The organism is Rhodococcus sp. PAE-6 (genome assembly GCF_025290685.1).
Classification (GTDB): domain Bacteria; phylum Actinomycetota; class Actinomycetes; order Mycobacteriales; family Mycobacteriaceae; genus Rhodococcus; species Rhodococcus pyridinivorans.
Map to the genome: position 1 here is coordinate 1 of NZ_JAOCLZ010000025.1, position 25,606 is coordinate 25,606.

Annotated in this window: 22 protein-coding genes and 1 tRNA gene; 18 read left to right on the forward strand and 5 right to left on the reverse strand. The window is 64.9% G+C overall.

Annotated elements, in window-relative coordinates:
- Positions 1-652 precede the first annotated feature (652 nt).
- The 3 genes from NVV99_RS24510 (at position 653) to NVV99_RS24520 (ending at position 5,876) form a co-directional block, all read left to right on the forward strand.
- Entirely contained in the window at positions 653-2,737 is a 2,085-nt protein-coding gene (locus tag NVV99_RS24510) for a transglycosylase domain-containing protein (protein WP_057478324.1), read from the forward strand.
- A 113-nt stretch (positions 2,738-2,850) separates the two neighbouring features.
- Positions 2,851-4,299 carry a glycosyltransferase family 87 protein gene (locus NVV99_RS24515; protein ID WP_064257180.1) on the forward strand — a complete coding sequence of 483 codons (1,449 nt, stop codon included), beginning with the start codon at positions 2,851-2,853 and terminating at the stop codon, positions 4,297-4,299.
- A gap of 32 nt (positions 4,300-4,331) precedes the next feature.
- Positions 4,332-5,876 (forward strand): carboxylesterase/lipase family protein, encoded by a 1,545-nt coding sequence (locus tag NVV99_RS24520; RefSeq protein ID WP_064257156.1) that lies wholly within the window; start codon positions 4,332-4,334, stop codon positions 5,874-5,876.
- Here the strand turns inward: NVV99_RS24520 and NVV99_RS24525 are convergent.
- A complete protein-coding gene (locus NVV99_RS24525) occupies positions 5,869-6,735 on the reverse strand; it encodes an Fpg/Nei family DNA glycosylase (RefSeq protein ID WP_057479216.1) in 867 nt (288 codons plus the stop codon). The two genes, NVV99_RS24520 and NVV99_RS24525, sit on opposite strands and share 8 nt — an antisense overlap.
- A 29-nt stretch (positions 6,736-6,764) precedes the next feature.
- Here NVV99_RS24525 and NVV99_RS24530 point away from each other — a divergent pair, with 29 nt between their 5' ends.
- Genes NVV99_RS24530 through NVV99_RS24540 form a run of 3 tightly spaced genes read left to right on the forward strand, consistent with a single transcriptional unit; the run spans position 6,765 to position 8,452 of the window.
- A complete protein-coding gene (locus NVV99_RS24530; RefSeq protein ID WP_064257181.1) occupies positions 6,765-7,565 on the forward strand; it encodes a thymidylate synthase in 801 nt (266 codons plus the stop codon).
- Positions 7,562-8,071, forward strand: coding sequence for a dihydrofolate reductase (locus tag NVV99_RS24535; RefSeq protein ID WP_064257157.1), 510 nt, complete (start codon positions 7,562-7,564; stop codon positions 8,069-8,071). Before NVV99_RS24530 ends, NVV99_RS24535 begins: the two co-directional genes overlap by 4 nt.
- A 54-nt stretch (positions 8,072-8,125) precedes the next feature.
- Positions 8,126-8,452: a cupin domain-containing protein gene (locus tag NVV99_RS24540; protein WP_032395790.1), complete on the forward strand. Its 327-nt coding sequence runs from the start codon at positions 8,126-8,128 to the stop codon at positions 8,450-8,452.
- Here the strand turns inward: NVV99_RS24540 and NVV99_RS24545 are convergent.
- Together NVV99_RS24545 and NVV99_RS24550 are read right to left on the reverse strand one after the other, a co-directional pair.
- Positions 8,445-9,305 (reverse strand): universal stress protein, encoded by an 861-nt coding sequence (locus tag NVV99_RS24545; protein WP_064257158.1) that lies wholly within the window; start codon positions 9,303-9,305, stop codon positions 8,445-8,447. The genes NVV99_RS24540 and NVV99_RS24545 overlap by 8 nt on opposite strands.
- Positions 9,306-9,403: 98 nt before the next feature.
- A complete protein-coding gene (locus tag NVV99_RS24550) occupies positions 9,404-10,309 on the reverse strand; it encodes an acyl-ACP desaturase (protein ID WP_064257159.1) in 906 nt (301 codons plus the stop codon).
- Between the two features lie 360 nt (positions 10,310-10,669).
- Between NVV99_RS24550 and NVV99_RS24555 the strand changes: the two genes are divergently transcribed.
- The 9 genes from NVV99_RS24555 (at position 10,670) to NVV99_RS27175 (ending at position 21,276) form a co-directional block, all read left to right on the forward strand.
- On the forward strand, positions 10,670-11,869 hold the full coding sequence (locus NVV99_RS24555; protein ID WP_230592574.1) for a CdaR family transcriptional regulator: 1,200 nt from the start codon (positions 10,670-10,672) through the stop codon (positions 11,867-11,869).
- 87 nt (positions 11,870-11,956) lie between these two features.
- Positions 11,957-12,658 carry an ABC transporter ATP-binding protein gene (locus NVV99_RS24560; protein WP_057479335.1) on the forward strand — a complete coding sequence of 234 codons (702 nt, stop codon included), beginning with the start codon at positions 11,957-11,959 and terminating at the stop codon, positions 12,656-12,658.
- A 50-nt stretch (positions 12,659-12,708) separates the two neighbouring features.
- On the forward strand, positions 12,709-15,126 hold the full coding sequence (locus NVV99_RS24565; RefSeq protein ID WP_156665550.1) for an FtsX-like permease family protein: 2,418 nt from the start codon (positions 12,709-12,711) through the stop codon (positions 15,124-15,126).
- Positions 15,127-15,296: 170 nt separating this feature from the next.
- Positions 15,297-15,923: an isochorismatase family protein gene (locus NVV99_RS24570; protein WP_064257161.1), complete on the forward strand. Its 627-nt coding sequence runs from the start codon at positions 15,297-15,299 to the stop codon at positions 15,921-15,923.
- Positions 15,924-16,037: 114 nt separating this feature from the next.
- Positions 16,038-16,113 (forward strand) — tRNA-Arg (locus tag NVV99_RS24575).
- A 75-nt stretch (positions 16,114-16,188) separates the two neighbouring features.
- Positions 16,189-16,947 (forward strand): CPBP family intramembrane glutamic endopeptidase, encoded by a 759-nt coding sequence (locus NVV99_RS24580; RefSeq protein WP_156665549.1) that lies wholly within the window; start codon positions 16,189-16,191, stop codon positions 16,945-16,947.
- Between the two features lie 76 nt (positions 16,948-17,023).
- Positions 17,024-18,379 (forward strand): HNH endonuclease signature motif containing protein, encoded by a 1,356-nt coding sequence (locus NVV99_RS24585; RefSeq protein ID WP_082900148.1) that lies wholly within the window; start codon positions 17,024-17,026, stop codon positions 18,377-18,379.
- 222 nt (positions 18,380-18,601) lie between these two features.
- Positions 18,602-20,005 (forward strand): DEAD/DEAH box helicase, encoded by a 1,404-nt coding sequence (locus NVV99_RS24590; RefSeq protein WP_057479224.1) that lies wholly within the window; start codon positions 18,602-18,604, stop codon positions 20,003-20,005.
- Positions 20,006-20,232: 227 nt separating this feature from the next.
- Positions 20,233-21,276, forward strand: coding sequence for a DUF2232 domain-containing protein (locus NVV99_RS27175; RefSeq protein ID WP_269454825.1), 1,044 nt, complete (start codon positions 20,233-20,235; stop codon positions 21,274-21,276).
- 97 nt (positions 21,277-21,373) lie between these two features.
- Here NVV99_RS27175 and NVV99_RS24605 read toward each other — a convergent pair whose 3' ends face one another.
- Both NVV99_RS24605 and NVV99_RS24610 read right to left on the reverse strand, forming a co-directional pair.
- The gene (locus tag NVV99_RS24605; protein WP_197481895.1) at positions 21,374-21,808 is read right to left on the reverse strand and encodes a hypothetical protein; all 435 of its coding nucleotides are present in this window, start codon (positions 21,806-21,808) and stop codon (positions 21,374-21,376) included.
- 306 nt (positions 21,809-22,114) lie between these two features.
- A complete protein-coding gene (locus NVV99_RS24610) occupies positions 22,115-22,573 on the reverse strand; it encodes a hypothetical protein (RefSeq protein ID WP_064257162.1) in 459 nt (152 codons plus the stop codon).
- 166 nt (positions 22,574-22,739) lie between these two features.
- Between NVV99_RS24610 and NVV99_RS24615 the strand changes: the two genes are divergently transcribed.
- Genes NVV99_RS24615 through NVV99_RS24625 form a run of 3 tightly spaced genes read left to right on the forward strand, consistent with a single transcriptional unit; the run spans position 22,740 to position 25,449 of the window.
- Complete coding sequence (locus NVV99_RS24615; protein ID WP_064257163.1) at positions 22,740-23,204, forward strand: hypothetical protein; 465 nt, start codon at positions 22,740-22,742, stop codon at positions 23,202-23,204.
- Positions 23,204-25,084: a hypothetical protein gene (locus tag NVV99_RS24620; RefSeq protein ID WP_064257164.1), complete on the forward strand. Its 1,881-nt coding sequence runs from the start codon at positions 23,204-23,206 to the stop codon at positions 25,082-25,084. Before NVV99_RS24615 ends, NVV99_RS24620 begins: the two co-directional genes overlap by 1 nt.
- A gap of 17 nt (positions 25,085-25,101) precedes the next feature.
- Positions 25,102-25,449 carry a hypothetical protein gene (locus NVV99_RS24625; RefSeq protein ID WP_156665547.1) on the forward strand — a complete coding sequence of 116 codons (348 nt, stop codon included), beginning with the start codon at positions 25,102-25,104 and terminating at the stop codon, positions 25,447-25,449.
- Positions 25,450-25,606: the final 157 nt, after the last annotated feature.

The following is a 25,606-nucleotide window of genomic DNA, read 5'->3' on the forward strand; positions in this document are numbered from 1 at the left end:
ATGAACTGATGCAACTACCCGCCTGACCACCAACGAAGGATCAAAAACGAGTTACACCACTACCAGGGGCTTGACCCGTCCCGACGTGCCAGGGCCGCCGCGCGGCAGCAGGCATTCCGATCCGCCCGGACGTCGTCCCGTGCCTCCGCCCGGGCAGCGTCCGATGTCTGCGCCCGGTCAGCGTCCGATGCCGCCGCAGGGTCGGCCTCCGATGCCGCCACCCGGTCAGCGACCCGGACCTCCTCCGGGGCAGCGTCCGATGCCACCGCAAGGTCGGCCTCCGATGCCGCCACCCGGGCAGCGACCCGGACCTCCTCCGGGGCAGCGTCCGATGCCACCCCAGGGCAGGCCACCCATGCCGCCTCCCGGGCAGCGCCCAGGGTCTGCGCCCGGTCAGCGTCCGATGCCGCCGCAGGGTCGGCCCCCCGGTGAACGCCGCTATGGGGAGCCGCCGGTCACGCCCGCTGCGCGCTCCGCGGTAGGGCCGGGAGCCGCTGCGGCCGGGATCACCCGATCGGGATCCGTCCCACCCCCGTACGAACCGAACGATCCATCAGCTAGCTCCTCGGGCAACGAGCCGCCCGAGCCGCCCGAAAGAGGTTCCGCCGCGAAAACGAAGAAGAAGTCCAAGTGGCGGGTTGTTCGGCGCACGATGTACGCGTTGATCGCCTTGGGCCTGATCGTGCCGATTCTGGCGTTCATGGTGGCGTACACGCTGGTGGACGTTCCTCGACCCGGTGACCTCAGAACCAACCAGGTCGCGACGATTTTTGCGTCCGACGGTGCGAGCGTGCTCGGCAAGGTGGTGCCCCCCGAGGGCAACCGGACCGACGTGACGATCGACCAGATCCCGGAGCACGTACGCAATGCCGTCCTTTCGGCCGAGGACCGCGACTTCTACTCCAACCCCGGATTCTCGGTCACCGGATTCGGCCGGGCTCTGCGCGACAACGTGCTCGGACGCGACAGCGCAGGTGGCGGCTCCACGATCACCCAGCAGTACGTGAAGAACGCGCTGGTCGGTAACGACCGGACGCTGACTCGCAAGATGCGTGAGCTGGTCATCTCCTCCAAGATGGCGCGGCAGTGGTCCAAGGACGACATTCTCGCGGCCTATCTGAACACCATCTACTTCGGTCGTGGCGCGTACGGCATCGCAGCCGCGTCCACGGCGTATTTCGGTAAGTCCGTCGATCAACTGTCGGTCGAGGAAGGTGCTGTGCTGGCGGCAGTCATCCAGCAGCCCTCCAACCTCGATCCCGAGGTCAACCCGACGGGAGCGCAAGCTCGGTGGGATTACGTCCTCGACGGCATGGTCTCGCAGGGCCAGCTCGACTCCACCCAGCGAGCCGCGATGATGTTCCCCGCGGTGGTTCCGACCTCCCAGGTGGACACCGGTGACGCGGACGACGCTGGTCCCAACGGCCTGATCAAGGCCCAGGTACTGCGCGAGTTGTCTGCTGCCGGAGTCAGCGAGCAGGACCTCAACACCGAAGGTCTGCAGATCACGACGACAATCGATCCGAAGGCGCAGGCTGCTGCGATCGAGGCCGTGAACAGCAACCTCGAAGGCGAGCCGTCGGAACTGCGAACGGCATCGGTATCGGTCGATCCGCGCAGTGGTGCGGTCCGGTCGTACTACGGCGGCGCGGACGGGCGCGGATTCGACTTCGCGCAGTCGGGCCTGCAGACGGGATCGTCGTTCAAGGTGTTCGGTCTGGCCGCCGCGTTGGATCAGGGCATCCCGCTCTCGAAGATGTACGACAGCTCTCCGCTGGACGTCAACGGCATCGAGATCAGCAACGTCGAGGGTGCCTCCTGCGGAACGTGCACCATCGCCGAGGCGCTGAAACGTTCACTGAACACCAGCTTCTATCGCATGATGCTCGGGATGGACAACGGCCCGCAGGCCATCGCAGACATGGCGCACAAGCTCGGCATCCCGCAGGAGATCGACGGCGTCGGCCCCACCCTGACCGAGCCCGACAACGCGGGTCCCAACTACGGAGTTGTGCTCGGCCAGTACCAGTCTCGCGTCCTCGACATGGCCTCCGCCTACGCGACATTGGCTGCGTCCGGCGTATATCACACCCCGCACTTCGTGCAGAAGGTCGTCACCGCCGACGGCACCGTGCTTCTCGACCGCGCTCCCGAAGCCGGCCAGCAGGTCGTCTCGGCCGCGGTCGCGGACAACGTGACCTCGGCGATGCGACCGATCGCCGGGTACTCGAACGGTCACAACCTCGCCGGTGGTCGTCAGTCGGCAGCGAAGACCGGTACCGCTCAGCTGGGCGACACCGGGCAGAACAAGGATGCCTGGATGGTCGGCTACACGCCATCGTTGTCGACGGCCGTGTGGGTCGGCACCGAGCAGGGTCTGCCGCTCGAGAACAGCTACGGCGGACCGATCTACGGATCGGGCATACCGTCGGACATCTGGAAAGACACGATGGACGGCACGTTGGAGGGCACCTCGAACGAGACCTTCCCGACGCCCGAAGCCATTGCCGGTCAGGCCGGAGTGCCGCAGTACTCCGCGCCCGCACCGACGGCCACGGTCGCACCGACGACTGCTCCGCCGCAGGTGACCCTGCCGATTCCGACGGAGATCTCCCCGCCCGTCGTCATCACGCCACGGCAGGTTGAAATTCTGCCCGGAGTGACGATTCCGCTTCCCGGGTTGGCACCGGCTCAGCCGGCACCGGCCGCGCCCGAACCGGCTACTCCCGGGCAGTAGCGACTCCACCGGTGACGACCGAACCCGACCGCAAGGGTCGAGCATTGGCGAGCCCCGGTCGCCTCGACGCGGCGAGCGAGAATGACCGAGATCTACCCAGTCGGACCGATCCGATGGCCGGGGAATTGTCCTCGGTCATCGGCGGTCCGGTCGGACGTCACGCGGTGATCGGACGGCAACGGTGGTTCACCGCACTGCGGGTGATCCTGCTGTTGGCGGTGATCTTCCTGTGCTTCGGTTGGTTCGCGAAGGCGGCGTGCATTCAGCAGGCTCCGGTCGGTCCCAACGGTGAACTGGGACTGGATTGGAGTGGCAGCCGGCAGTACGTGGCCATGTGCTATTCGGACACCGTGCCGCTGTACGGTGCCGAGCGACTCGACCAAGGCGCGTTCCCGTACAAGAAGTCCTGGGAAGAAACCAAGGCCGACGGCTCGACCCAGGTTCGATACATGGAGTACCCGGTGCTCGCGGGGCTGTACCAGTACGGCTCGATGGTCGTCGGGAAGATGTGGAACTCGCTGAGTTTCCTTCCCCAGGCCCTGCCCGTCGTCGTGTATTTCAACGTGGTTGCCCTGGGTCTCGCCGTCGCCTGGCTCGTCACCGTGTGGGCCACGGCAATAGCTGCGGGACGGCGGATCTGGGACGCGGCCCTGGTCGCCGCGTCGCCGCTGGTGATCGTCCACGGCTTCACCAATTTCGACGCTCTGGCCGCGGCTTTCGCGCTCACCGGTCTGTTGGCATGGGCCAAGAAGAGGCCGGTTCTCGCCGGTGTGCTGATCGGACTCGGCGGTGCCACTAAGCTCTATCCCCTGCTGTTCCTCGGTCCGCTTCTGGTGTTGTGCTGGCGGACCGGCCGGATGCGGGAGTGGGGCCTCACCGCGAGCGCTGCCATCGGAGCCTGGCTGGCCGTGAATCTTCCTCTGGCGCTGCTGTATCCGTCGGGGTGGTACGAGTTCTTCCGGCTCAACTCCGAGCGCGGAGCCGACCCCGATTCCCTGTACAACGTGGTCACCTCGTTCACCGGCTGGCCCGGTTTCGACGGTCCGCTCTATGCAGGCGCCAAGCCCCTGATCCTCAATGCCGTGACGCTGGTGTTGTTCGCCATCGTGTGTGCGGTGATCGCCTACATCGGCACGACGGCCCCCGTGCGGCCGCGGCTCGCGCAGTTGATATTCCTGGTGGTCGCCGGCTTCCTGCTCACCAACAAGGTATGGAGCCCGCAGTATTCGCTGTGGCTGGTTCCACTGGCCGTGCTTGCGTTACCGCATCGCCGAATACTGTTGGCGTGGATGACGATCGACGCGTTCGTCTGGTTCCCGCGGATGTACTACTACTTGGGCGTGGAGAACAAGGGCGTGCCCGAGCAATGGTTCACCGCAGCCGTCGTGGTGCGCGATATCGCGGTGATCGGGTTGTGCGCGTTGATCATTCGGCAGATCTACCGGCCGTCCGAAGACCTCATTCGAAACGGCAGCGCCGTCGACCCGCTCGGTGGCGTTCTCGACGGCGCTGCAGATCGGGTCAGGGCCCGCCCGGTCACATATAGCGGCCCAACTGCTTGACGGCTTCACCGGCGTGCTTGTACACTCGCGACATGGTTGTGACGACACGCGTGACCACCTCCGACGGCATCATCGAGGGAAAGCCCGTCGGTGACCTCACCACCTGGCGAGGCATTCCCTACGCCGCCCCACCCGTCGGCCCACTGCGTTTCCGGGCGCCGCAACCCACCGAACCGTGGGACGGCGTGCGCGACGCCACCGAGTGGGGCAATGCCTCCGTTCAGCACAAGCGAGGCACGATGCTCGCGATCGGCAAGTACCAGCCGTCCAGCGAGGACTGCCTGACGCTCAATGTGCTCGCCCCCAGCGCACCGAGCGCGAACCCGCGTCCGGTCATGGTGTTCATCCATGGCGGCGCGTACACCTTCGGCACGTCCGCTACTCCCCTGTACGGCGGCGGCTCCCTGGTGCGCCGCTCGCTGAAGGACGGCGACGGCATCATCTACGTCTCGGTCAACTACCGACTCGGCGCTCTCGGCTACCTCGACATGTCCCAGTTCTCCACTCCCGAGCGGCCGTTCGACTCCAACCTCGGCTTGCGAGATCAGGTAGCCGCTCTGGAATGGGTGCAACGCAACATCGCCGAGTTCGGCGGCGATCCGAGCAACGTCACCGTTTTCGGTGAGTCTGCCGGCGGCAACGCCGTCACCACCCTGATGACGGTTCCCTCGGCCAAAGGCCTTTTCGCTCAGGCCATTTCCGAGAGTTCCGCTCCCGGCATGACCGCCACCAAGGAGCGCGCCGATCAATGGGCGCGGGAATACGTCGGCTACCTCGGCGGCACCGTCGAGAACGCTGCCGAGACCCTCGAGAACGCCGAGGTACTACGGCTCGGACGCGCGGGGACCAAGCTGGATCTCACCACGTGGCACCGCACTCCGGGCCTGTTCCCGTTCGGCCCGGTGATCGACGGCGACTTCCTACCGATCAGCCCGGTCGAGGCGTATGCGAACGGAACCGCGCACCGCGTGCCGCTGATCATCGGTACCAATGCCCGTGAGGGAACGCTGTTTTCGAAGTTTCTCCACACGGTGCCCACCAATCCAGAGCGCATCACCAAGCTGTTCTCACTCACCGATCCCGACGCCGAAGCGGTGGTCACTTCGGGCTACCGGGGCTACCCGAACGAGCGTGCCGCCATCGACTTCGGCGGCGACTTCACCTTCTGGAAGCCGTCACTGGAAGTGGCCGAGGGACATTCGCGTCACGCACCGACGTACTTCTACCGATTCGACTTCGCGCCGCGATCGATGAAGCTGCTCGGATTGGACGCCACCCACGGCTTCGAATTGTTCGCCGTGTTCGGGATCAGTGAGACCTTGTTCGGTAAGGCGCTCACCCTGGCCGGCGGACGCAAGGCGTTCTCCGAGGTCACCGAGCAGGTGCAATCGCACTGGATTGCGTTCGCCACCAACGGAAAGCCGTTGGAGTCGTGGCCGGCGTACGACGAAGGCGACCGAAAGACACTGATCTTCGACACCCGCACTCGGGTGCAGAAGGATCCGCGGAGCGACCGCCGCAAGGCGTGGGAAGGCTACCGCGGCTACGCCAGCCAGAAACTCGAACCCTTCACTTGAGCAGACGTGACATTCGACGGTCGGCAAGAATTTTGCCGGCCGTCTGGCACGTGGCGCAGTACTGAAACGATCGATCGACGTACGCGACTTCGCGTACCGGATCTCCGCACACCGGGCACGGCAGCCCAGTTCTGGCGTGCACCCGCATACCAGATCGCTTCTCCCCCTTCAGCCGCGCCGCGTCCTGCCCGGCCGAGCGGGCCACCGCGTCGGACAGCACCGAGCGCATCGACGCGTAGAGCGTCGCGACGGATTCGGGATCGAGCTTGCTCGACGACGCGAACGGCGAGAGCTTCGCGACGTGCAATATCTCGTCCGAGTACGCGTTGCCGATACCGGCCAACAGAGATTGGTCCACCAACGAGGTCTTCAGTCGCGCGGTGGTGCCGGCGAGTATTTCGGCGAACTCGAGCTCGGTGACCGTCAGCGCATCGGGTCCGAGGCGAGCGACGCTCGCCACCTGCGCAGGGTCACGGACCACCCAGACCGCCAATCGCTTCTTGGTACCGGCTTCGGTGAGGTCGATGGCGGGCGTCGCGCCTTCGGGAGTGAAGAAGTGGATCCGCAGTGCCAACGGACCTTTGCCGGGCTTGGGCGGCGCGGCGCTGGGATTGTCCACCCACCGCAGCCAACCGCCGCGCGAGAGATGCGTGATCAACCACAGGTCGCCGGCCCGCAGTGCCAGGTGTTTACCGAACCGCGCGGCATCGGTGACGTCCTGGCCCTGCAGTTCGGTGATCGGCGGATCGAACGTCTTGAGAACACTCAGCGCGGCGATGTCGATGCGGCCGATGACGGCACCGACGGCATGTTCGCGCAGGAAGCCGGCAAGGGCTTCGACCTCGGGCAATTCCGGCATGAAACCAGTATGCAGCTACGATGACCGTCGTGATGGTTCCGACTCCGTACGAAGATCTGCTGCGCCGCATCATCGATACCGGGACGGCGAAGTCCGACCGCACCGGGACCGGCACCACCAGCGTGTTCGGGCATCAGATGCGCTTCGATCTGGCAGCGGGCTTCCCGTTGATCACCACCAAGAAGGTCCATCTGAAGTCGATCGTGTACGAATTGCTGTGGTTCCTGCGCGGCGACTCCAACGCCACCTGGCTGCAGGAGCACGGCGTGAGCATCTGGGACGAGTGGGCAGCTCCGGACGGCGAGCTCGGCCCCGTCTACGGAGTGCAGTGGCGGTCGTGGCCCACCCCGTCCGGCGAGCACATCGACCAGATCAGCCAGGTCATCGAGACCTTGAAGACCGATCCGGATTCGCGGCGCATGATCGTCTCGGCCTGGAACGTCGGCGAGATCCCGCGGATGGCGCTTCCGCCCTGCCACGCGTTCTTCCAGTTCTACGTGGCCGACGGCAAACTGTCCTGCCAGCTGTACCAACGCAGCGCAGACATGTTCCTCGGTGTGCCGTTCAACATCGCCAGCTACGCGCTGCTCACGCACATGGTGGCGGCCCAGACGGGTCTGGAAGTGGGCGAATTCGTGTGGACCGGCGGCGACTGCCACATCTACGACAACCACCGCGAACAGGTTACCGAGCAGCTCTCCCGCGAGGCGTATCCGTACCCCACTCTGAAACTGGCACAACGAGATTCGATCTTCGACTACACCTTCGAGGACATCGAGATGGTGGACTATCAGCACCATCCGGCCATCAAGGCTCCGGTCGCAGTGTGACTGCCCCGCAATTCGTCGGTCTGATCTGGGCTCAGAGCCGGGCCGGGGTCATCGGCGACGGGGGTGGCATCCCCTGGCGCATTCCCGAGGACATGGCGCACTTCAAAGCCACGACGGCCGAGCACCCGGTGATCATGGGGCGCAGGACCTGGGATTCGTTGCCGGCGAAGTTCCGCCCGCTGCCGGGCCGTCGCAACATCGTGGTCACCCGTAACGCGTCGTGGACCGCCGACGGTGCCGAAAGCGCACCGAGTGTCGCCGACGCTGTGGCCCTGGCGAGCGGAAGCCCGGTTTGGATCATCGGTGGCGGCGAAATCTATCGCAGTGCAGTGAGTATCGCGACGCACCTCGAAGTCACCGAGGTCGATCTCGACATCTCCGGCGATACCGTCGCCCCCGAGATTCCGGACGGCTGGACCGCGAAGGCCGGCGAGTGGCAGAACAGCCGAGTGAACGACACTAGATTTCGCTACGTCGAGTACGGACAGGCTACCCAACCTTCCTGAGCGCGTTCAGGATTCCCCCGTCGCGACCGCAGACCGTGCGTCATACTGACGATCATGGACAAGAAGTCACTCACCGCACTTGCCCGCCAACAACTCAAGCTCGCCGTCGGTGCGTCGAGTGGCCGCAGTTCGCAGACGGTGTACGGCGGTCACCGACGCCACCTGAGGCAGACTGTCGTGGCGTTGGCCGCCGGTAACAAGTTGGCCGAACACGACCTGTCCGGCGAGTCGACGGTGCTGGTGCTGAGCGGAAAGCTCGAGCTGATCAGCGGCGAGCGATCCTGGAAGGGCTCGACCGGCGATCTGCTCGTCATCCCCGACGCCCGCCACAGCGTCGAGGCCCTCGAAGACGTGAGCTTTTTGCTGACCGTCGCTATGTGAGTGCTTTTCGCACTACCAACACCGGGCAGTCCGCGGTGTTGACGAGAGCGAAACTCGTGGACCCCAGCAGCATTCCACCGAATCCGCCGCGTCCCCGGTTGCCCACCACTATCAGTGCTGCGGTTTCGGACAGGCCACTGAGTACCCGTACCGGTCGGTCCTGCGCCACGATGCGCTGCACCTCGACCTCGGGGAACCGCTCCTGCCAGCCGGCGAGGCTCTCTGCCAGCAGTGCCTCTTCGCCGTCGGCAATGGCGTGCCAATCCTTGGGCGCGCGGCCGAACGATTGCGTCAGATCCACATCGGACCACACGTGTACCGCGATCAATACGGCATCGCGCGCCGACGCTTCGACGAACGCCGACTCGACGGCAGTCTGATTGACGTCCGATCCATCGATGCCGACAACGACCGGGCCCTCGGCGACCCGACGACCGTCGATGTCACGGCCCCGCACCACTGCCACCGGCGAGACGCTGTGGGCCGCCAAAGACAATGTGACAGCGCCGGTTTCACTGGCGCCGATCACCAGAATCTCGGCCTGCGCCGAGACGCCGATGAGAACGTCCATGACGCCGCCCTCGATGGCGCTCGACGTCACCTCGAACGCGGGATCGTCGACGACCAGCGCGGCCAGGGTCTCTGCCGCCACCAACCTGGACTTGGCCGTCGCAACGAATTCCGTTGCTTCTCCGGCGAATTCGCTCAGATCGACAACTCCCGGCATGTCGACGGCAGTGACGATGTGCAACCGCCGATCGCGTCGATGCGCGCACAAGGCCGCCCAGATCACTGCCTTGTCCGCCGCGGCGGATCCGTCTATACCGACGATGATCGGTCGAGAGCCTGTCACGATGGGGGCCTCCGGTCGTTGCCCCGAACACAAGGTGTGGAGCGTGAAGAAGAGTAGGAGTTCAGGTTAGTCGATCCACCCCGTCGAGGTAAGTGGTGTCAGCTGGCGCGCAATGCGTTTGCGTACTCCCGCGTTCGCACAGAGCTGCGTTCGATGGTGGCGGCCTGGGCATCGAGATGGTCCAAGTAGTCCGCCAATTGATCGCGACTACGCGCCCCGGCACCGAGATCTGTCCGCTCGAAGATGCGCCACTGGGCCAACATGGGCCGCAGTACCTCGTCGAGATGGCGCGCAAGGTCGTAGATGCCGTCGCGCGCGATGAGCATCGCACTGCGCGCGAAACCGGGGAGGTTGGTACCCGGTAGCTGGAAATTCATGACGACCTCGGTGATGGCGGTGACCGTCAGGCCGGGTGCCACGGTGAGCGCTGCCGAGACCAAGTTCGCGAAGAATCGGACGTGCAGTTCCTGATCGGCGACGATGCGTCCGAGGAGACGATCCGCCACCGGATCATGGCACTGGTCCGCGGTGTTGCGATGACTGATAGTCGAGACCGACTCGTCGAGGACCACCTGAACCAGTGACCGAAGCAGGTGTGCACCGTTCATGGGGGCGTCGAACCCCACCGTCATACATTGCGCTCGAGCTCGTCCGAGGGCGACCGGATCGACGCTGCGGGTGGCGACCAGGTAATCGGTGAGGGCCACCGAGTGCCGACGTCGTTCGCTGCTCCAGTCGGTGAGCCAGGACGGCCAGGCACCGATCTCGGTTGCCCCTGCATCTCGGCGGTAGAGCGGAATGTTCTGCTCGACCAGAAGATTGGTCACCAACGCGGCTTTGGCAGTTTCGGTCAGCGGCGAGGGACGCGATCCCCAGTACATCTCGGCACGCACGAAATCGGCCGGTACCCACTGAACCGACTCGACACGGTGACGGGCGAGATTTTCCTCGATCGTCGGGCGCAACTCCCGGAGGACAGTGAACTGACCGATATCACTGTGCATGCTCGTCCCTTCGTTGCCCACTCCCGACGGGATCAAGGTAGATGTGCGCCGCGTGCGCCGTGAACAGCTTCCCGATTGTTTAGGGCAAGTCGCAGCCGGCCACGTCGGTCGCTCGAGATAGATCACAACGAGTTTTGCCGAAACCATGGATCACACGTAGATAACAACCTATGATCGATCCTGTTAGAGGCCAGGAAACAAACTTGAAGTACGAAAACGACGCGGTTTCAGGTTCGATTGTTTACATTGAGCCATCGAAGCGCGTTGATACGCGCCAGTAAGTTTGCAGTCCGTATGACCTGAAGAACCAACACGAAGGGTTGATCTGTGACCGTTCACAACTCGACTAGCCTCGGAATCATGGTCGCGGGTCAGCCTGCGTCGGCTCCTCTTCGCGATTTCCGCGCGGTGGCGCGGCTCCTGGTAGGACACTTCGCAGCCAACACTCCCTGCGGGTCGTTGCCAGGCGAACAGCTCCACGGCGACGTCACCGAATTCACCGTCAAATGCATCAGCATCGCGGTCCAGATGCTCGACGAGCGCCGCGCCCCGGCGGAATCCGACCTGGCCGAGCTTCGCGCCAAGGCCAGCCAGTGGGCTCGCGAAGGAGTTCCGCTCGAATCGGTGCTCAGCGTCTACCACGAGGGCATCCAGATCGGCTGGAATCTCGTGTCGAAGCGAGCGGGTGAGGGCGATGCAGCGCAGCTGATCGAGGCCGCGCGCATGTTCGTGCTGCTGTCGGAGAAGGTATCCATCGCCGCCAGCAAGAGCTATGTGGAAGAACTGCAGGCCGTGGCCAGCGAACACCACACTGCAGCGCACACTCTGGTCACCTCACTTCTCAGCGGCCACAACGCGGTGTCGATGGCACGTCAGTCCGGCATCGAACTCGCCGACAGCTACCTCGTGCTCGCCATCTCGGTGCCGCCGCACCCGGACGAGAACGACCCCAACATCCAGAAGACGGTCGCCGCTCGCAGAAAGCTGCGTCGTGTCCAGGCCGAGCTGGCCACGATCTGCGGCCGCACTCCCCTGTCCTTGCTGAGCACCGAGGGTGGCACCGTCCTGATTCCCGGTGTCCACGACGACGAGTGGGTCGAGGCTCTGGTGCATCGCATCGGTACCGCCGCCGAGGTGCCCGTCACCGTCACGGCCGAGCAGGCCGCCACTGCGGACATCCCCACCGCAGCCGATCAGGTCCACGAACTGCTGTCTCTGGCCCATCAACTGCACCGCCCGTCCGGCCTGTACCGCATGGACGATCTCGTGCTGGAGTACCAGCTGACGCGTCCGGGCCCCGGCCGACGCCACCTGACTCAGATACTCGAGCCGCTCGATTCGTCACCCGAGCTGCTCGAAACCCTGGAGATCCATATCTCGCACGATCTGAACCGTCAGCGGTCTGCTCGTCAGCTCCATCTGCACACCAACACCGTCGACTACCGCCTCAAGCGGATCGCACAGCTCACGGGCTTCGACCCCACACGTCCGTCCGGAATCCGACACCTGCAGGCCGCGCTGGTGGCCCGCCGACTCGAATCCTCGCGCGGCGCAGCTTGATCTGAGAGTTCCGAACGGTTTCTCGATCCGACGGCAGGTAGCGTCGAAGATACATTCGAGAAGCAAGGGGATTCGTCCGTGGCGAAGTTGATGCTGGAGTTGTCCGGGGTGGTCAAGGAGTACCCCACCGGAGAGCAACCGGTGCGGGCGTTGGACGGCATCGATCTCACGATCGAGGGCGGCCAGTTCGTCTCCCTCGTCGCACCGTCCGGTGCCGGCAAGTCGACGCTGCTGCACATGCTGGGCGCACTCGACACACCGACGTCGGGTTCCATCAGGTTCAACGATGTCGAAGTCACCACCCTCGACGACAACGCCCAATCCGATTTCCGACGCCACCAGGTGGGCTTCGTCTTCCAGTTCTTCAATCTGTTGCCGACGATGTCGGCGTGGGAGAACGTCGCCGTCCCCAAGTTGTTGGACGGCACTCCCATCAAGAAGGCCAAGGCCGACGCGATGCGACTGCTCGAGATGGTCGGGCTCTCGCAACGCTCCGAGCACCGGCCGGCGCAGCTGTCCGGTGGTCAGATCCAACGCATTGCGATCGCCCGAGCACTGATGATGAATCCGGCACTGTTGATCGCCGACGAACCCACCGGCAATCTCGACTCGAAGACCTCCCACAACATCCTCGAAATACTGGCGGACGTGGCACACGCCAGCGAGGGGCGTCGAGCAGTGGTGATGGCGACCCATGACCTCGAGGCGGCGCGCTCCACCGACCGCATCGTCAGCATGATCGACGGTCGCGTCGAGACCGACACACCGACGGCCGGTCTCGATCGGTGATCGGTACCGCTCTCAGCAGATTTCGAGTCATCAGCCTTCGCGACCTCCGCATGCACTGGGTGCGTTCGCTCGTGTCCGCGGGTGTCGTGGCCGTCGCCGCCGGGCTGCTCATCGCCGTCCTCGGCACCTACGGGTCGTTGACCGGATCCGTCGAACGTCTCGCGGTGACGATCGCAGGAAACGCGAGTTACGAAGTCGTCGGTGTCACCGACTCCGGCTTCGACCAGAGCGAACTCGACGTGGTGCGCTCCGTTCCCGGTGTCGACACGGCGGTTCCCCTGCTGCGCAGCACCGTTCGATCCGACGTCGGAGATCTGACGGTCCTCGGTGTCGACTCGTCCATCACGGCACTGCAGTCGGATCTGCAGGGCGCGGTCGGCAACGCGGCGGGACTGTTGTCCGATCCTTCCGGTGTATTGGTCGGAGCCGCAACGGGTCTGAATCAGGGAGACACCGTCACGATCGACGACGTTCCGACGGCGGTGGTCGGCGTGATCGACGGCCCCGGCACGCAACGCATCGGTGGGGGCATGTTCGCGGTTGCGCTCCTTCCCGCTGCGCAGGCACTCACCGATCGCCCCGATCAGCTCGATTCGATCTTCGTCCTGGGCAACGGCGACACACTGCGGTCCGACCTCGACGCCGCACTCGCCGGCCGAGTGTCGGTGATGAGCCCCGACTACCGGGCCGACCGCGCGAACCAGGCGATGAGTCTGACGCGCAATGCCACGCTGATGGTCTCGCTCATCGCATTCGTCGTCGCGGCCTTCCTCGTCTTCAACGTCATGAACATGGCCATCGCGAAGCGTCGACCCACCATTTCTCTCCTTCGCGCCGTCGGTGGACGCCGCGCGGATATCGTCCGCGACCTGCTGTTCGAGTCCGTCCTGGTCGGACTGGTCGGCGGTGCCGTCGGTGTTCCACTCGGAATCGCGATGGGCCGCATCGCCATCGAGAGCCTTCCGCCGTTCCTGTCGCAGGCATTCGACGCTCGAATCGAGTACGTGTTGCCAGGTTTTGCCATTCCCGTGGCGATCGCAGCGTGTGTACTGGCCTGCGTCGGAGCCTCGGCCGTCGCTGCGGTACAGGTGTATCGCATCTCGCCGATCGAGGCACTCGCCGTCGGCGGCGGAGAAACGGCAGGTGGACCACGTCGTCGATTCGTCGCTGCAGCCACCGCGTTCGGCCTCGTCGCCATTGCCGGATCGTTCGTGTTCGCCGTCAACGTCGACGGCCAACTGACCCTCGGTGCCGGAGCGCTGTTCATGTTCGGCGTCGTTGCGCTGTGCGTCGGGGGGACGGGACCGATCGTGTCGGCCACGGCGGCCGTCCCTCGCCGCTGGGGTGGTGCCGGCCGGCTGGCCACCGCCACCATCGAACGTGCCCCGCGACGGATCTGGGCAACGGTCATGACGATCGTGATTGCGGTGGGAGTCAGTGTCGGAGTGTCGGGTTCGTTGGCCAACATGACCGACTCGGCGGCCGAATCGCTGTCGTCGTTGGCGAACACCGACCTGTACGTGTCGATGTCCTCGCCCGACGCCATACCGTCGGGCCCCATCGTTCCTACGGAGGTGGCAGACGCCGTCCGTTCGACGCCCGGTGTCGCTCGCGTCGTCGAGGGGCAGTGGGCATACGCAACGATCGACGGCGAGACGGTATCCATCCAGGGCGTCGCCGACGGCAGCAATGCGGTGACGCTCGCATCGCTCACCGACACCGTGCGGTCCCAGGTGCTCGCAGGTGACGGTGTGGTGCTGTCCCAGGGGTTCGGCAGGACGTTGGGTGTATCGGTGGGCGACTACATCGATCTGCCGACGCCGACGGGCGTGAAGAACGTGCGAGTGCTGGATCTGGTCCAGTACATCAATGCCGCGGGCGGCACGATGGCAATCTCGCTGGACTCGATGCAGCGTTGGTACGACCGACCCGGCGCGACCTACCTGGAGATCGGCGTCGACGGAGACGTTGCGGCCGTTGAGGATTCGTTGCGTTCGACACTGCCGCCCGAGGTCTTCGTGTACACCGGCGCTGCCGCACTCGAGGGCACCAGCGCTGCCATCAGACAGTCCGGCGCACTGGCCATCGCGTTGCAGTGGATCGTCGCGCTCGTCGCCGCGGTCGCGTTGCTCAACACGTTGACGCTGTCGGTCCTGGAGCGTCGACGCGAACTCGGCGTACTGCGAGCCATGGGCGGTGGACGGGGAACCCTGGCACGAATGGTGTTGGCGGAGGCACTGTCGGTCGGCATCGTGGGCGGCGTGCTCGGCCTGATCATCGGCGCGGGTCTGCAGTATCTGAGCACCTTGATCCTCGGCGCCAGCATCGGAATCCCGGTTGCCTACACCGCCGGTTGGTCGGTGCTGCTGTACGGCCTCGTCGCCCTGGGCCTGTCGCTGCTGGGCTCGGCTCCACCCGCCGTGCACGCCTCGCGACTGAACATCGTGGAGGCCATTGCGGCGGACTAGGTTGTGGGCGGGGCCTCTGGATTCGGCGGGTCGGCAGGATTCGCGGGGCCTCTGGATTTCGCAAACGCGCGCGCGTTTGCCAGGTGCGAGCGGAATGGTCAGCGGACGTATAGCAGGACTGCGCGCGCCTAGCGAATGCGCGCGCGTTTGCGGGAGGGAAGGGTTGTCGGATGGCCACATTCAGCGTCGCAGCAGAGGACTACGACGCCGACGCTCTGCTCGACTGCTCGGGCGGCCCGGAGTGGGAGTTGGTTCCTCAGCGAGCCGCCCTCCTGGTCCACGACATGCAGCCGTACTACCTCAACGTGCTCGACGACTCTGTCCGCTCGAAAGTGTTTGCGGCGGCATCGGAGGTGGTCGCGTGGGCGCGGTCGAGTGGGGTACCCATTCTGGCCAGTGCTCCACGAGCGGCGAGTGACGTCGCCCAGCGGGGACTGCTGGGACCGATGTGGGGGTTGGGCCCAAACGCCGAGGAGGTAGCGATCACCGAGCCGGACTTCGCTCCGATCGCAAAGCGAAGTTACAGCGCCTTCTACGCCACCGATCTGGAGGTCGAATTGCGCCGACGCGGCCGTGACCAGCTCATCATCGTGGGCGTGTTCGCGTCGGCGGGAATTTTGGCGACGACGTTCGACGCTTCCGCCCGCGATATTGAGTGCTTCGTCGGCGTCGAAGCGATTGCCGATTACACCGCTCACCAGCACCGCACCGCATTGAAGCTGATTGCGTCACTGACCGGTCGAGTGGCGTCGATCCAGAACCTGCTTCCCGATCCGCGGGGTGGGCCGCTAGACTAGCGAGCGCGATGTGGGTCGGCTGTGCACTCTGGCAGCAAACCTATCCGCAACCGATTGTTCCGAAAATCGAAAAATGTTGCGCTGCAGCAGTTTACGATCAACGGACAGTTACCAGCCTTCGTAGCTCAGGGGATAGAGCAACCCTCTCCTAAAGGGTAGGTCGCAGGTTCGAATCCTGCCGAGGGCACCACAGAGCGCTGCAAGACTGCCATGATGCCCGGGTGCGGCACTTGCGGAGGCGAGCGTATGGCGAAATAGTGCAGGTGTGGACCACTCCCCTGACGAGCATGCGCCACTCGTCCACCTGAACCACAAGAGTTTCCCGCAATTCACCGGCTCGCCACTGCCTACACCCACCGTGGGCGACGTCGCGTTGGCCTTCGTCAGCGGGTTCGGGGGAACGACGATCGGCGGACTGATCGGGGCCGTGGCGGGGTTCATGATCGGCGGGGTCGCCGAGGCAGCTTTGCTCGCCATGGTTCTGGCCGGCATCATCGGATGCGCCGGCCTCTATTTCGCGTTGATCCGTCGACGTCGATGGTCGCTGTCGGACTTGGGTTTTCGATCCCCCGCGCACAGCCTCCTCCATCTCCTGTGGCAGGTTCCGCTCCTGATGCTCCTCGCCGTGCTGGCCACGGCCGGAATTGGCGCACTCCTCGACGTCGCACCGGACGGCAATCAGAACGCGATAGTGAAGGACGCCGTAGAAATCGGACCGGCCTCGATCGCCGCGATACTCGTGCTGATCGCGGGCGTTGTTCCCTTGATAGAGGAAATAGTGTTTCGCAGGATCCTGCTCGATTGGCTCAGGTCCAAGATGCCGACAGCGGTCAGTGCTGCGCTTGTCACCATCGTCTTCGCACTGTGCCACATTGCACCGCCGGCGATGCTGTACATCCTCTTCCTGGGCACCGGCCTTGTTGCACTCCGTCTCTGGTATCGATCGCTCTGGGCTCCGCTGATTTTGCACGCATTCAACAACGCCGTTGTCAGCTCCATCGCCATCGCAGTAGTGCTCACCTGACGTCCGAAGCAGGTCTTGCGTACCATCGAATTCACCCGTACTATCGAACATGCATTCGAGTACTGGGGAGGAACTCGTGGTCACAGCTTTGAAAAATTTGCCGCTGACACCTGATGAGGTGTTGCGTTTCGTCGCACGTCTTCAGGCGTCCGATGTCGTTGTCGACGCAGCAGCAGGCATCGATTTGATCTCCGCTCTCGAGACGGTCAAGTGCGTCAGCGTGGCAACGCAAGCCGTGGTGACCGATGCCGTCGCAACAGCCATCAGCAACGAACGCAAAGAGCTCGGCAAACCGAAAGCTCAGTGGCGCAGCGGGATTGCGTCACAGATCGGCTTGGCCCGACGCGAATCGCCGAACCGTGGCGGCACTCACCTCGGACTCGCACGCGCGCTGGTGCACGAAATGCCGCACACTCTCGCGCGCCTGAAAGCCGGCGAACTCAACGAGTGGCGGGTCATGATTCTTGCTCGCGAGACGGCGTGCCTCACCGTCGACGATCGCCGCACCATCGACGAACGATTGTGCGCAGACCCCGCGACATTGGCCGGTGCCGGCGACCGCACCATCGAGGGTCGCGCTCGCGCACTTGCCAACGAACTCGACGCCGCCTCCCAGGTGAAGCGGCGTGCGAAGGCATACGCAGCTCGGCGCACCAGCACCCGCCCCGCACCCGAATCCATGGGTTTCTTCACCGTCCTCACATCGATGGAGAAGTCCGTCTGCATGTGGGCCACGCTGCGACGAGATGCCGACACCATCATCAACTCGGGCGGCGACACACGCACGCGCGACCAGATCATGGCCGACCTCGTGTTCGAGCGGGTCACCGGCGCGTCAGCAGCCCAAGGCCCGCCAGTGACCGTCGACATCGTCATCTCCGATTCGACGCTGCTCGCCGGCGGTGACACGTCCGCATATCTGCACGGCTACGGCGAAATCCCGTCCGATGTCGCACGGCAACTGATTCGAGACGCGCTCGACGACGCACAAGGCAATGAGACGCACGTCGCATTACGTCGCCTCTATGCCCATCCGAAATCCGGAGCGCTGACGGCAGTGGAGTCCACGTCGCGAGGTTTTCCCACCGCGTTGGGACGCCTCATCGACCTCCGAGATCGCACCTGCCGCACCCCGTGGTGCGACGCGCCGATCCGACACCACGATCACATCCGGCCACACTCCGCGGGTGGTAAAACCAGCGCCGAAAACGGCGCAGGCCTTTGTGCCGCATGCAATTACGCGAAAGAAGGGGAAGGCTGGACGGCCGAAGCGCGGCGAGACAAACGCAACGCGCGACATCGGTACAGGCTCATCTCACCCACCGGCCACACCTATGACTCGAGTGCCCCGCCCATGCCGGTGGTCGAGCTCTACAACTCGCGAATCGAGAACGTGATGATCACGGGTCTCTTCGACGACGGCGCCGCGTGACGAACATGCACGGGAAGAGACCGAGCCACAACTCGGTTACACTCGGTGACGACGCGCGTAGCTGCACGTCAGACGTCGTGGAATGCTCCCGAATCACCATGTGCACCCCGCACAGGCTTCTCTTACGGCGATCGAAACTGCCCACCGGCAGTCTCGCCACCTTGCATCTCGGCCCAAGGCCCGCAGGTGCAACACCCTGCCCGAAAGGCACTTTTCATCACTATGACGACCCCACAAACATTTGCTGCACTCGGTGTACCCCAGGCCATCGCGGATGTACTCGCGAGCCAGGGCAAGACCGAAGCCTTCCCCATCCAGGCCGATACGCTCCCCGACACACTGCAGGGACGCGACGTGCTCGGACGCGGAAAGACCGGCAGCGGAAAGACACTCGCCTTCGCGATCCCGATGGTCGCTCGGCTCGCAGGCCAGCTTCCCGGCAATCGCAAGCCCGGCCGCCCGCGTGGCCTGATTCTCGCTCCGACGCGTGAGCTCGCCACCCAGATCGCCGTCGCAATCGAGCCCCTCGCCGCCGCGTACTCGCTGAAGGTCACCACGATCTTCGGTGGTGTGTCGCAGGTTCGCCAGGTCTCCGCGCTCAAGGGTGGAGTCGACATCGTCGTCGCCTGCCCCGGTCGCCTCGAAGACCTGATGAAGCAGCGCCACCTCACGCTCGACGGCGTTCAGATCACCGTCCTCGACGAGGCCGATCACATGGCCGATCTGGGCTTCCTGCCTGTCGTCACCCGCATCCTCGCCGCCACCCCGGACAAGGGTCAGCGCATGCTGTTCTCGGCGACACTGGACAACGGCGTCGACAAGCTGGTCAAGCGCTTCCTACACAACCAGATCACGCACTCCGTCGACGAGGCCACCTCCCACGTCGAGGCCATGACGCACAGCGTCTTCGAGGTCGACGGCGTCGAAGCCAAGAAGAAGCTAGTCCATCAGCTCGCCTCGGGCACCGGACGACGCATCCTGTTCATGCGCACCAAGCACCAGGCCCGCAAGCTGGCCAAGCAGCTCACCGACGCCGGAATCCCGTCCGTCGACCTGCACGGCAACCTCTCGCAGGCCGCACGTGACCGCAACCTCGCAGCCTTCTCCTCCGGCCAGGCTCGCGTTCTCGTCGCCACCGACGTCGCGGCCCGCGGCGTCCACGTCGACGACGTTCAGCTCGTCGTCCACGTCGATCCCCCGGCCGAGCACAAGGCGTACTTGCACCGCTCCGGCCGCACGGCGCGCGCCGGCAGCGCTGGCGACGTCGTGACCGTCGTCCTGCCCGAGCAGCGCAAGGACACCGCAGTGCTGCTGCGCAAGGCCGATATCAAGGTCACCCCGATCCGCGTCACCGCCGATTCGCCCGCAGTGGCGAACCTCGTCGGCGAGCAGGCCCGCTACGTCGAGCCTGCACCGCGAGTCGAGCAGGCACCCGCCCGCACCGGAGCCCCGCGCAACAGCAACGCTCGCCGCGGCGGCCCGGCCCGTTCGGGTGGTCAGCCGCGCAGTGGTGGTCAGCCGCGCAGCGGTGGCGGACAGCCCCGTTCCGGTGGACAGCCGCGTAGCGGTGGCGGCGGCCACAGCCGTCGTGCAGCAGGACCGGCTACGAGCCAGCGCAGCCGCTGATCTCGGCCTGAGCGCGGAAAGCCCTTTTTACGAGGGCTTTCCGCGCTTTTCTGTTCTCACGCTCACCACCGCAGCAACTGCGCAAAGACCGGCCGGCCCGAACCACGGAAGTCACGTCGAACAGTGTGTCTCGGTCGAGCTGGCACACTGGAGCGGTGACCGTCAGTTCTTCTCGCACTCCGAAGTCAGGGCCCCTCGGTCCTCAGGAATTGGCGACCGCCGCGGTCATGAGCAGCTTCACAGTCGCATTGACGGTGATCGGTGTGCTCGTGCCGATGGCAGCGATTCTTCAAGTCGTCGCGGCCGTTCCGATGTCGGTGGTCGCACTTCGGTATCGGACCCGTGCGCTTCTGACCGCTGCGGTAGCAGGCACCCTCGTCGGATTCGTCGCTGCCGGTACACAGACGGCACTCACCGTGGCGAGCGCGGCGCTGTTGGGCGGCCTGGTCGGGCGAGCGAAGCGCAAGAAGCAAGGCCTGTTCGGTGTGCTGGTCACCTCGATGGTCGTCGGGCCCGCACTGGGAGCCCTGACGGTGTTGCTCTTGCTGATCCTCGTTCCGCTGCGAACGTTGTTCCTCGACACCCTTCGCAACACCCTCGAGGGCGTGTCCAGGTTGCTCGAGCGCACGTCGGCCTTGCAGGGTGCCGCCGATGTGCTCCGCAGCAGCTCCACCGCGGTGCTCGACAACTGGTGGTGGTGGGTCGGCGGTTCCATCGCGTTCGGGATCGTCACCGGAACACTGTTCGCCTGGCTGATCCTCACCGCCATCCTCGACCGTCTCTCCACCATCCCCACCCCCGAAGCTCTTGTCTCGAGCACCGACGACGACGAGATCGGGCCGTTGCCGGTCACCCTCGCCTCGGTCGGTTATCGGTACCCGGGAAGCGCCACAGCTGCATTGACCGGAGTCGACCTACACATCGAACACGGTGAGTTCGTCGCGATCGTCGGTCACAACGGCTCCGGCAAATCGACCCTGACGAGGATCATCGCCGGCCTCGAACCGTCGGAAGGCACCGTCAGCGTGGCGTGGATGTGGAATGGCACGACCGGACCTGGTGTCGTTGCCCAACCGCTGAATCGGTCCAATACGGAATTTCACTATTCCCTCGAAGATGATCCGAGTATCTGGCTCGAAGGCAGAACGACGGCAGCGACACTTTCGCACGGATTGGGCATGTCGATTCCGGCGTTCATTGCCGCCGTCATCGCTCACCCGAAGGTGACCGGCAAAGATGCGACGGCCTGGCCGAAACCGGTACAACCCTGAGCCGTGGGCGATGGTCCTTGGGTACGCGGCGGAGTGCCGCATGAACGTTGTTCGCGTTGTCGCCGCCGATCGAGCAGGATGTGGCGTGGTGGGCTCGCTATTGAGCCAAAGAGCTGACCCGGTAGGTGATCTTGTTGGTGGTCGTTGTGGGCATGTCGTTGAGATACGAACTGAGCGCACGCGCGGCGTCGTTCGCGAGTGCCGTTGCAGCGCCGGGTGTTCGTGCGCGAGCAGTCACCGCGATCCCGGCGATGTCGGAGGCCCCAGTAATGGTCAGATCGGATTCGTAGTCTGCTGCCGCGCCGCCGCGTGTGTGTGCGAGGAGTTCAGCGGTCTTGGCGAGGTCCTCGGGGGTTGTCTGGATCCCGACGAAGACGTAACTCGTGGTTCCGGCATCGGGTTGCGTCGGTGTAACACTGAACTCGACGAGAGCCGTGCGGGTGAACGCGATCGTCTTCGTCCACCACAACCCGCCGAATACTGCGAGCACGAACACTGTTACGAGGACGATCAGGCGTTGCGGGCGTGTCACGGACTGCTCCTTCGTTCCTACAGCCGTCGGCGACGCGCGTGCGTCCCAGTATTCATCACGGGGCTCTCGGGCCGAGCTTCCGCTACCGCCCCGGGACCGCGGGCGGTAGCGGGGACTGTGCAGTGATGGGGCCGCATTGACAGGCGTGGCCTGTGTGCGGGTGAGAGTCCGTACGGTCCGGTCAATCCGAGTAGTCCTTTAGGGCTAATACTTTTGGCGGGGAAGCGCTTACGGCGTCGGCCCGGCGGGGAACGTCCTGCCCCTCGGAATACATGGATGTGACGGTGTGAAGGGCGGACAGAGAAGTTAGTCGGTGAACACCATGAACGCGACACGCGCCTGGCCGGTGTGCGCGAAGACTGCTGCGTTGACTAAATCGCAGAGGGCCTCGGCGCCGTAGTTCGCGATCCGTTGAGTCGAGAGTGGCGTCCGGCCGCGGGCGTACACCACCTTCCCCGCGACAGCCGTTGTGTCCTTGATGGTCAGACTCGACGCGTATTCGGATCTGTTGCCGCCGTATGTGTTTACGATCCGCTCGGCGACAAGCCTCACGATCTCGTCGTTCGAGAACGGGAAGGCCGCGATCACTGTGGGAGTGATGTCAGAAGGATCGCCGCGCGGAACGTAGACGAAGGTTTCGGCCGTGAACGCGACCGGTGATGAGCGGGTGAAGGCAATCGTCTTCGTCCACCACAGTCCGCCTATCGCGACGATCACGACAGCGACGACGATCAGAATGCGGTGTCGAACGACCAGAGGTCTCATCGGTTAGTTGTACCGTGCCGGACGCACTCGACAGGTCAACGTGGCCAGCGGCATTCGCGTCGGTGCGAGTCGATATGGTGCACGACATGATTCGCTACCGCTTTGGCGCTTCCACAATCACGTTTGGCGACGACCTGTCACTGCGTGGCGGACGGAGGTCGAACTGATGGCCGACGCACCAGCAACTCTCGACGAAATGCACAAGCAGATCGCGGACATCCAGGACAAGATCCGGCGACTGCGCCGGGAGCGGATGGACACCGAGAACACCACCCCGAACCCCGAACCGCTCCGCGTGGCCATCCGCCAAGCGCACCGGGACCGGGACGCCGTGGTCAATCCGAAAGTCGAGGACTTGCGCTCACGGGCGGGTGAACTGACGGACGCGATCGATGAAGTCTGGGCGAGCTGCGACCACATTCGGTGGTCGCTCTACCGCTTGGACCGCACCGGGGTCATCGCGAGGATGTCGTCCTACGGCAAGGACACGCTCAACTCGCTGCAGCAGTCCTTGGAGGAGGAAGCGGTGATGCGGACCCAAACCCTCGAATCGCTCGAAGCGCAGGGCGTCTCGGAGTTCCCGGTACCGAAGCCGTTTGCCATGTACCCGGCGAACCGTAGGGAGTTCTGATGGCGCGCGGCAAGCACCGTCAGGCCAAGCACAACCGCGACATGCGGGAAGCGCAGGACAAGCTCGCGACTGTCCGGGCGGAACTCGCCGAGGAAGAGCGCCTGCACGAGGCGGCATTCAAGGCACGCGCCGAGGCGGATGAACTCAAACGCGAGTTGGACGCTGCGTGCGTGGACCGGGACAGGGCGTGCCAGGCGGAAGTCGATCGACTCGGCAACGAGATCGCCGCGCTCGGCCTATGGGTGAAGTCCCATCGCGCGCTGCATCAGCGGGTCCACGATCGCTGGGGGAGGATGCTGGATCCCATCACCGACGCCCTGGGGGGCGGCAAGACCGAGAGCTTGGAAGCCTTCATGGCGGTGATCGGCGCCGAGGACAGCGTGACTCTTCAGCTCGATGTCGCAGACCGGCGACAAATCTCGCAGGAAGCAGCCACGGCGATTCAGCGCGCTCGCGGCGGACGACGATCGGCTCAACCGAAAAAGCACTACACCGAGGCCCAGAAGCAGATGCGGAAGGAGCTACTCGTCTCACGGTTGCCTGCGGATGATCATCGCGCGGACGCCGATGTCGACGACGACACACGGCAGCGCGCTCTCGGTACCCTCTTCGATCGCACTCCAGCGGCGGTCAGTGCTTGGCATCCGGCCTCGTGGATCGCCGAGCCCAGCCCTGAGTCGGCTGGGTCGGCGCAGGCCCTGGGACTGGTCCTGGGCGAGGAACACACCGACTTCCCGGAAGGGCCTTCCATCCCGACGCAAGCGCACGCGACACTGAGTGCGGCGACACGCAATGCGTTGTCCGGGTTGCCGCCCCGTCAAATATTTACGACGTGGCAGCGTGCGTACGGTGCGGGAACCGAGCAGGCTCTCGATTCCCGGATTCGCCTCCCGATCGCTGCGATGCCTCGTCATCCCATTCCCGCGGACGCGGCCTCGCTGCAGCACTGGTACACCGCGGCAGCATGGGGGAGTGCGCTCCGCTACGCCGGTGGCGCTGGGTCGTGTGCGCCGTCGAGGATCGCGGTCGCCACACAAGCGGCCGTCCCCTTCTGGCTCCCGCCCGGACACACACTGAACTATGCAGATTCGGAGCCGCTCTCAGCCGACGATCGCGCCGACATCCGGTTGCCTTATGCGCAGGTGTTCCTCGCATTCGCTGATCCGCTCCGACTCGACGCCGCCGCACCGTCGACACCTGAGGTGGACGAGTCGTGGGAGTGGATGACGCGCGTCGTCACGGACATCTTGGGCCGCGGTCAGACAAGGTCCCTGGGATCGATGTTGCTGGCCGGAACACGAGGATTCACCGCCGACCGGGTCGACCTCTGCGACATGATCGAGCAGCGCGGGGCAAGGATCGAAGGCCTCGTCCTGCTCGCCGACGCCGTAGGGCGGCTCGACGACGAGTTCGCTTGGTGCGTAACGATCCCCGCCAAGTCCAGCGGCGTGCTCGGGCGATGGACCCTGCCCGCGTCGTTGGACAGCACCGCGTTCCGCGATCAGGTGATCAACCTGGCGGCGGTCGCGGCATGGGGCGATTGGCACAGTGCAGCGGAGGAAACCGACGGGCATGTCACAGTTCGGGAGTCTGCGGACGGCGAGTCAGCCGAACGCAAGGACGGCGCGGTGCGGGTCCTGAACGTGAAGGCAACCGGGCGTGCGGAGTCCGGGGCTGCGCAGGGGACCGGCGCGCAGGTGGCGCCTCATATCCGGCGTGGGCATTGGCGGCGGCAGCGGTACGGGCCGAAGCGTTCACTCGAACGGCGAGTGCGGATCGCGCCGGTACTCGTGAACGCTGCTCGTGGCGACATCGGCCCGCGGGTGTACCGGTTGCCGTCGTTGCCGCGCGAGGGCGCAGCTGTGACGCGTCAGCGGTGAGCGCGCGAGCACTACGGGTGAGTCAGGCATCGCTGGCTATCTCGGTGGTCCTGCTGGTGCTGGTCTATTTCTGGGATCTGCTGTCGTTGCGACTCCAACACCAACCCAGCTGGTGCATGGATCACTACGGAACCCCGGCGCGGTTCGCCAATCTGCTGCCCGACCGCGCGGAGCGGGTAACGGCAGGAGTTACGGACTTCTGGGGATGGCTCCCGCCAGGTGTGAGCTGCACCTTCACCGACGTAATGACCAAAGAAAGCGAGACCCTGACACCGGCCGCGGACAGGTCGTTCTTCGTCGTGGTCCTGGTGGCGATGGTCCTGATTTCAACTGCAGGCATCGTTTTCACCCGGCGAAGGCACTGAACACCAGGAGGTACTGGGCGGTCAGAGCCCCGTCGGCACTGTGGTGGCCGCGGGGCCACGCCGACTCCGCGAAATCACTGACTGACCGTTTCAGAATGAGTTCGGCGTGGTAGATGGCGTTCCGGGACGGTTTCGGGCACCGTGTCGAGAGTGTCTG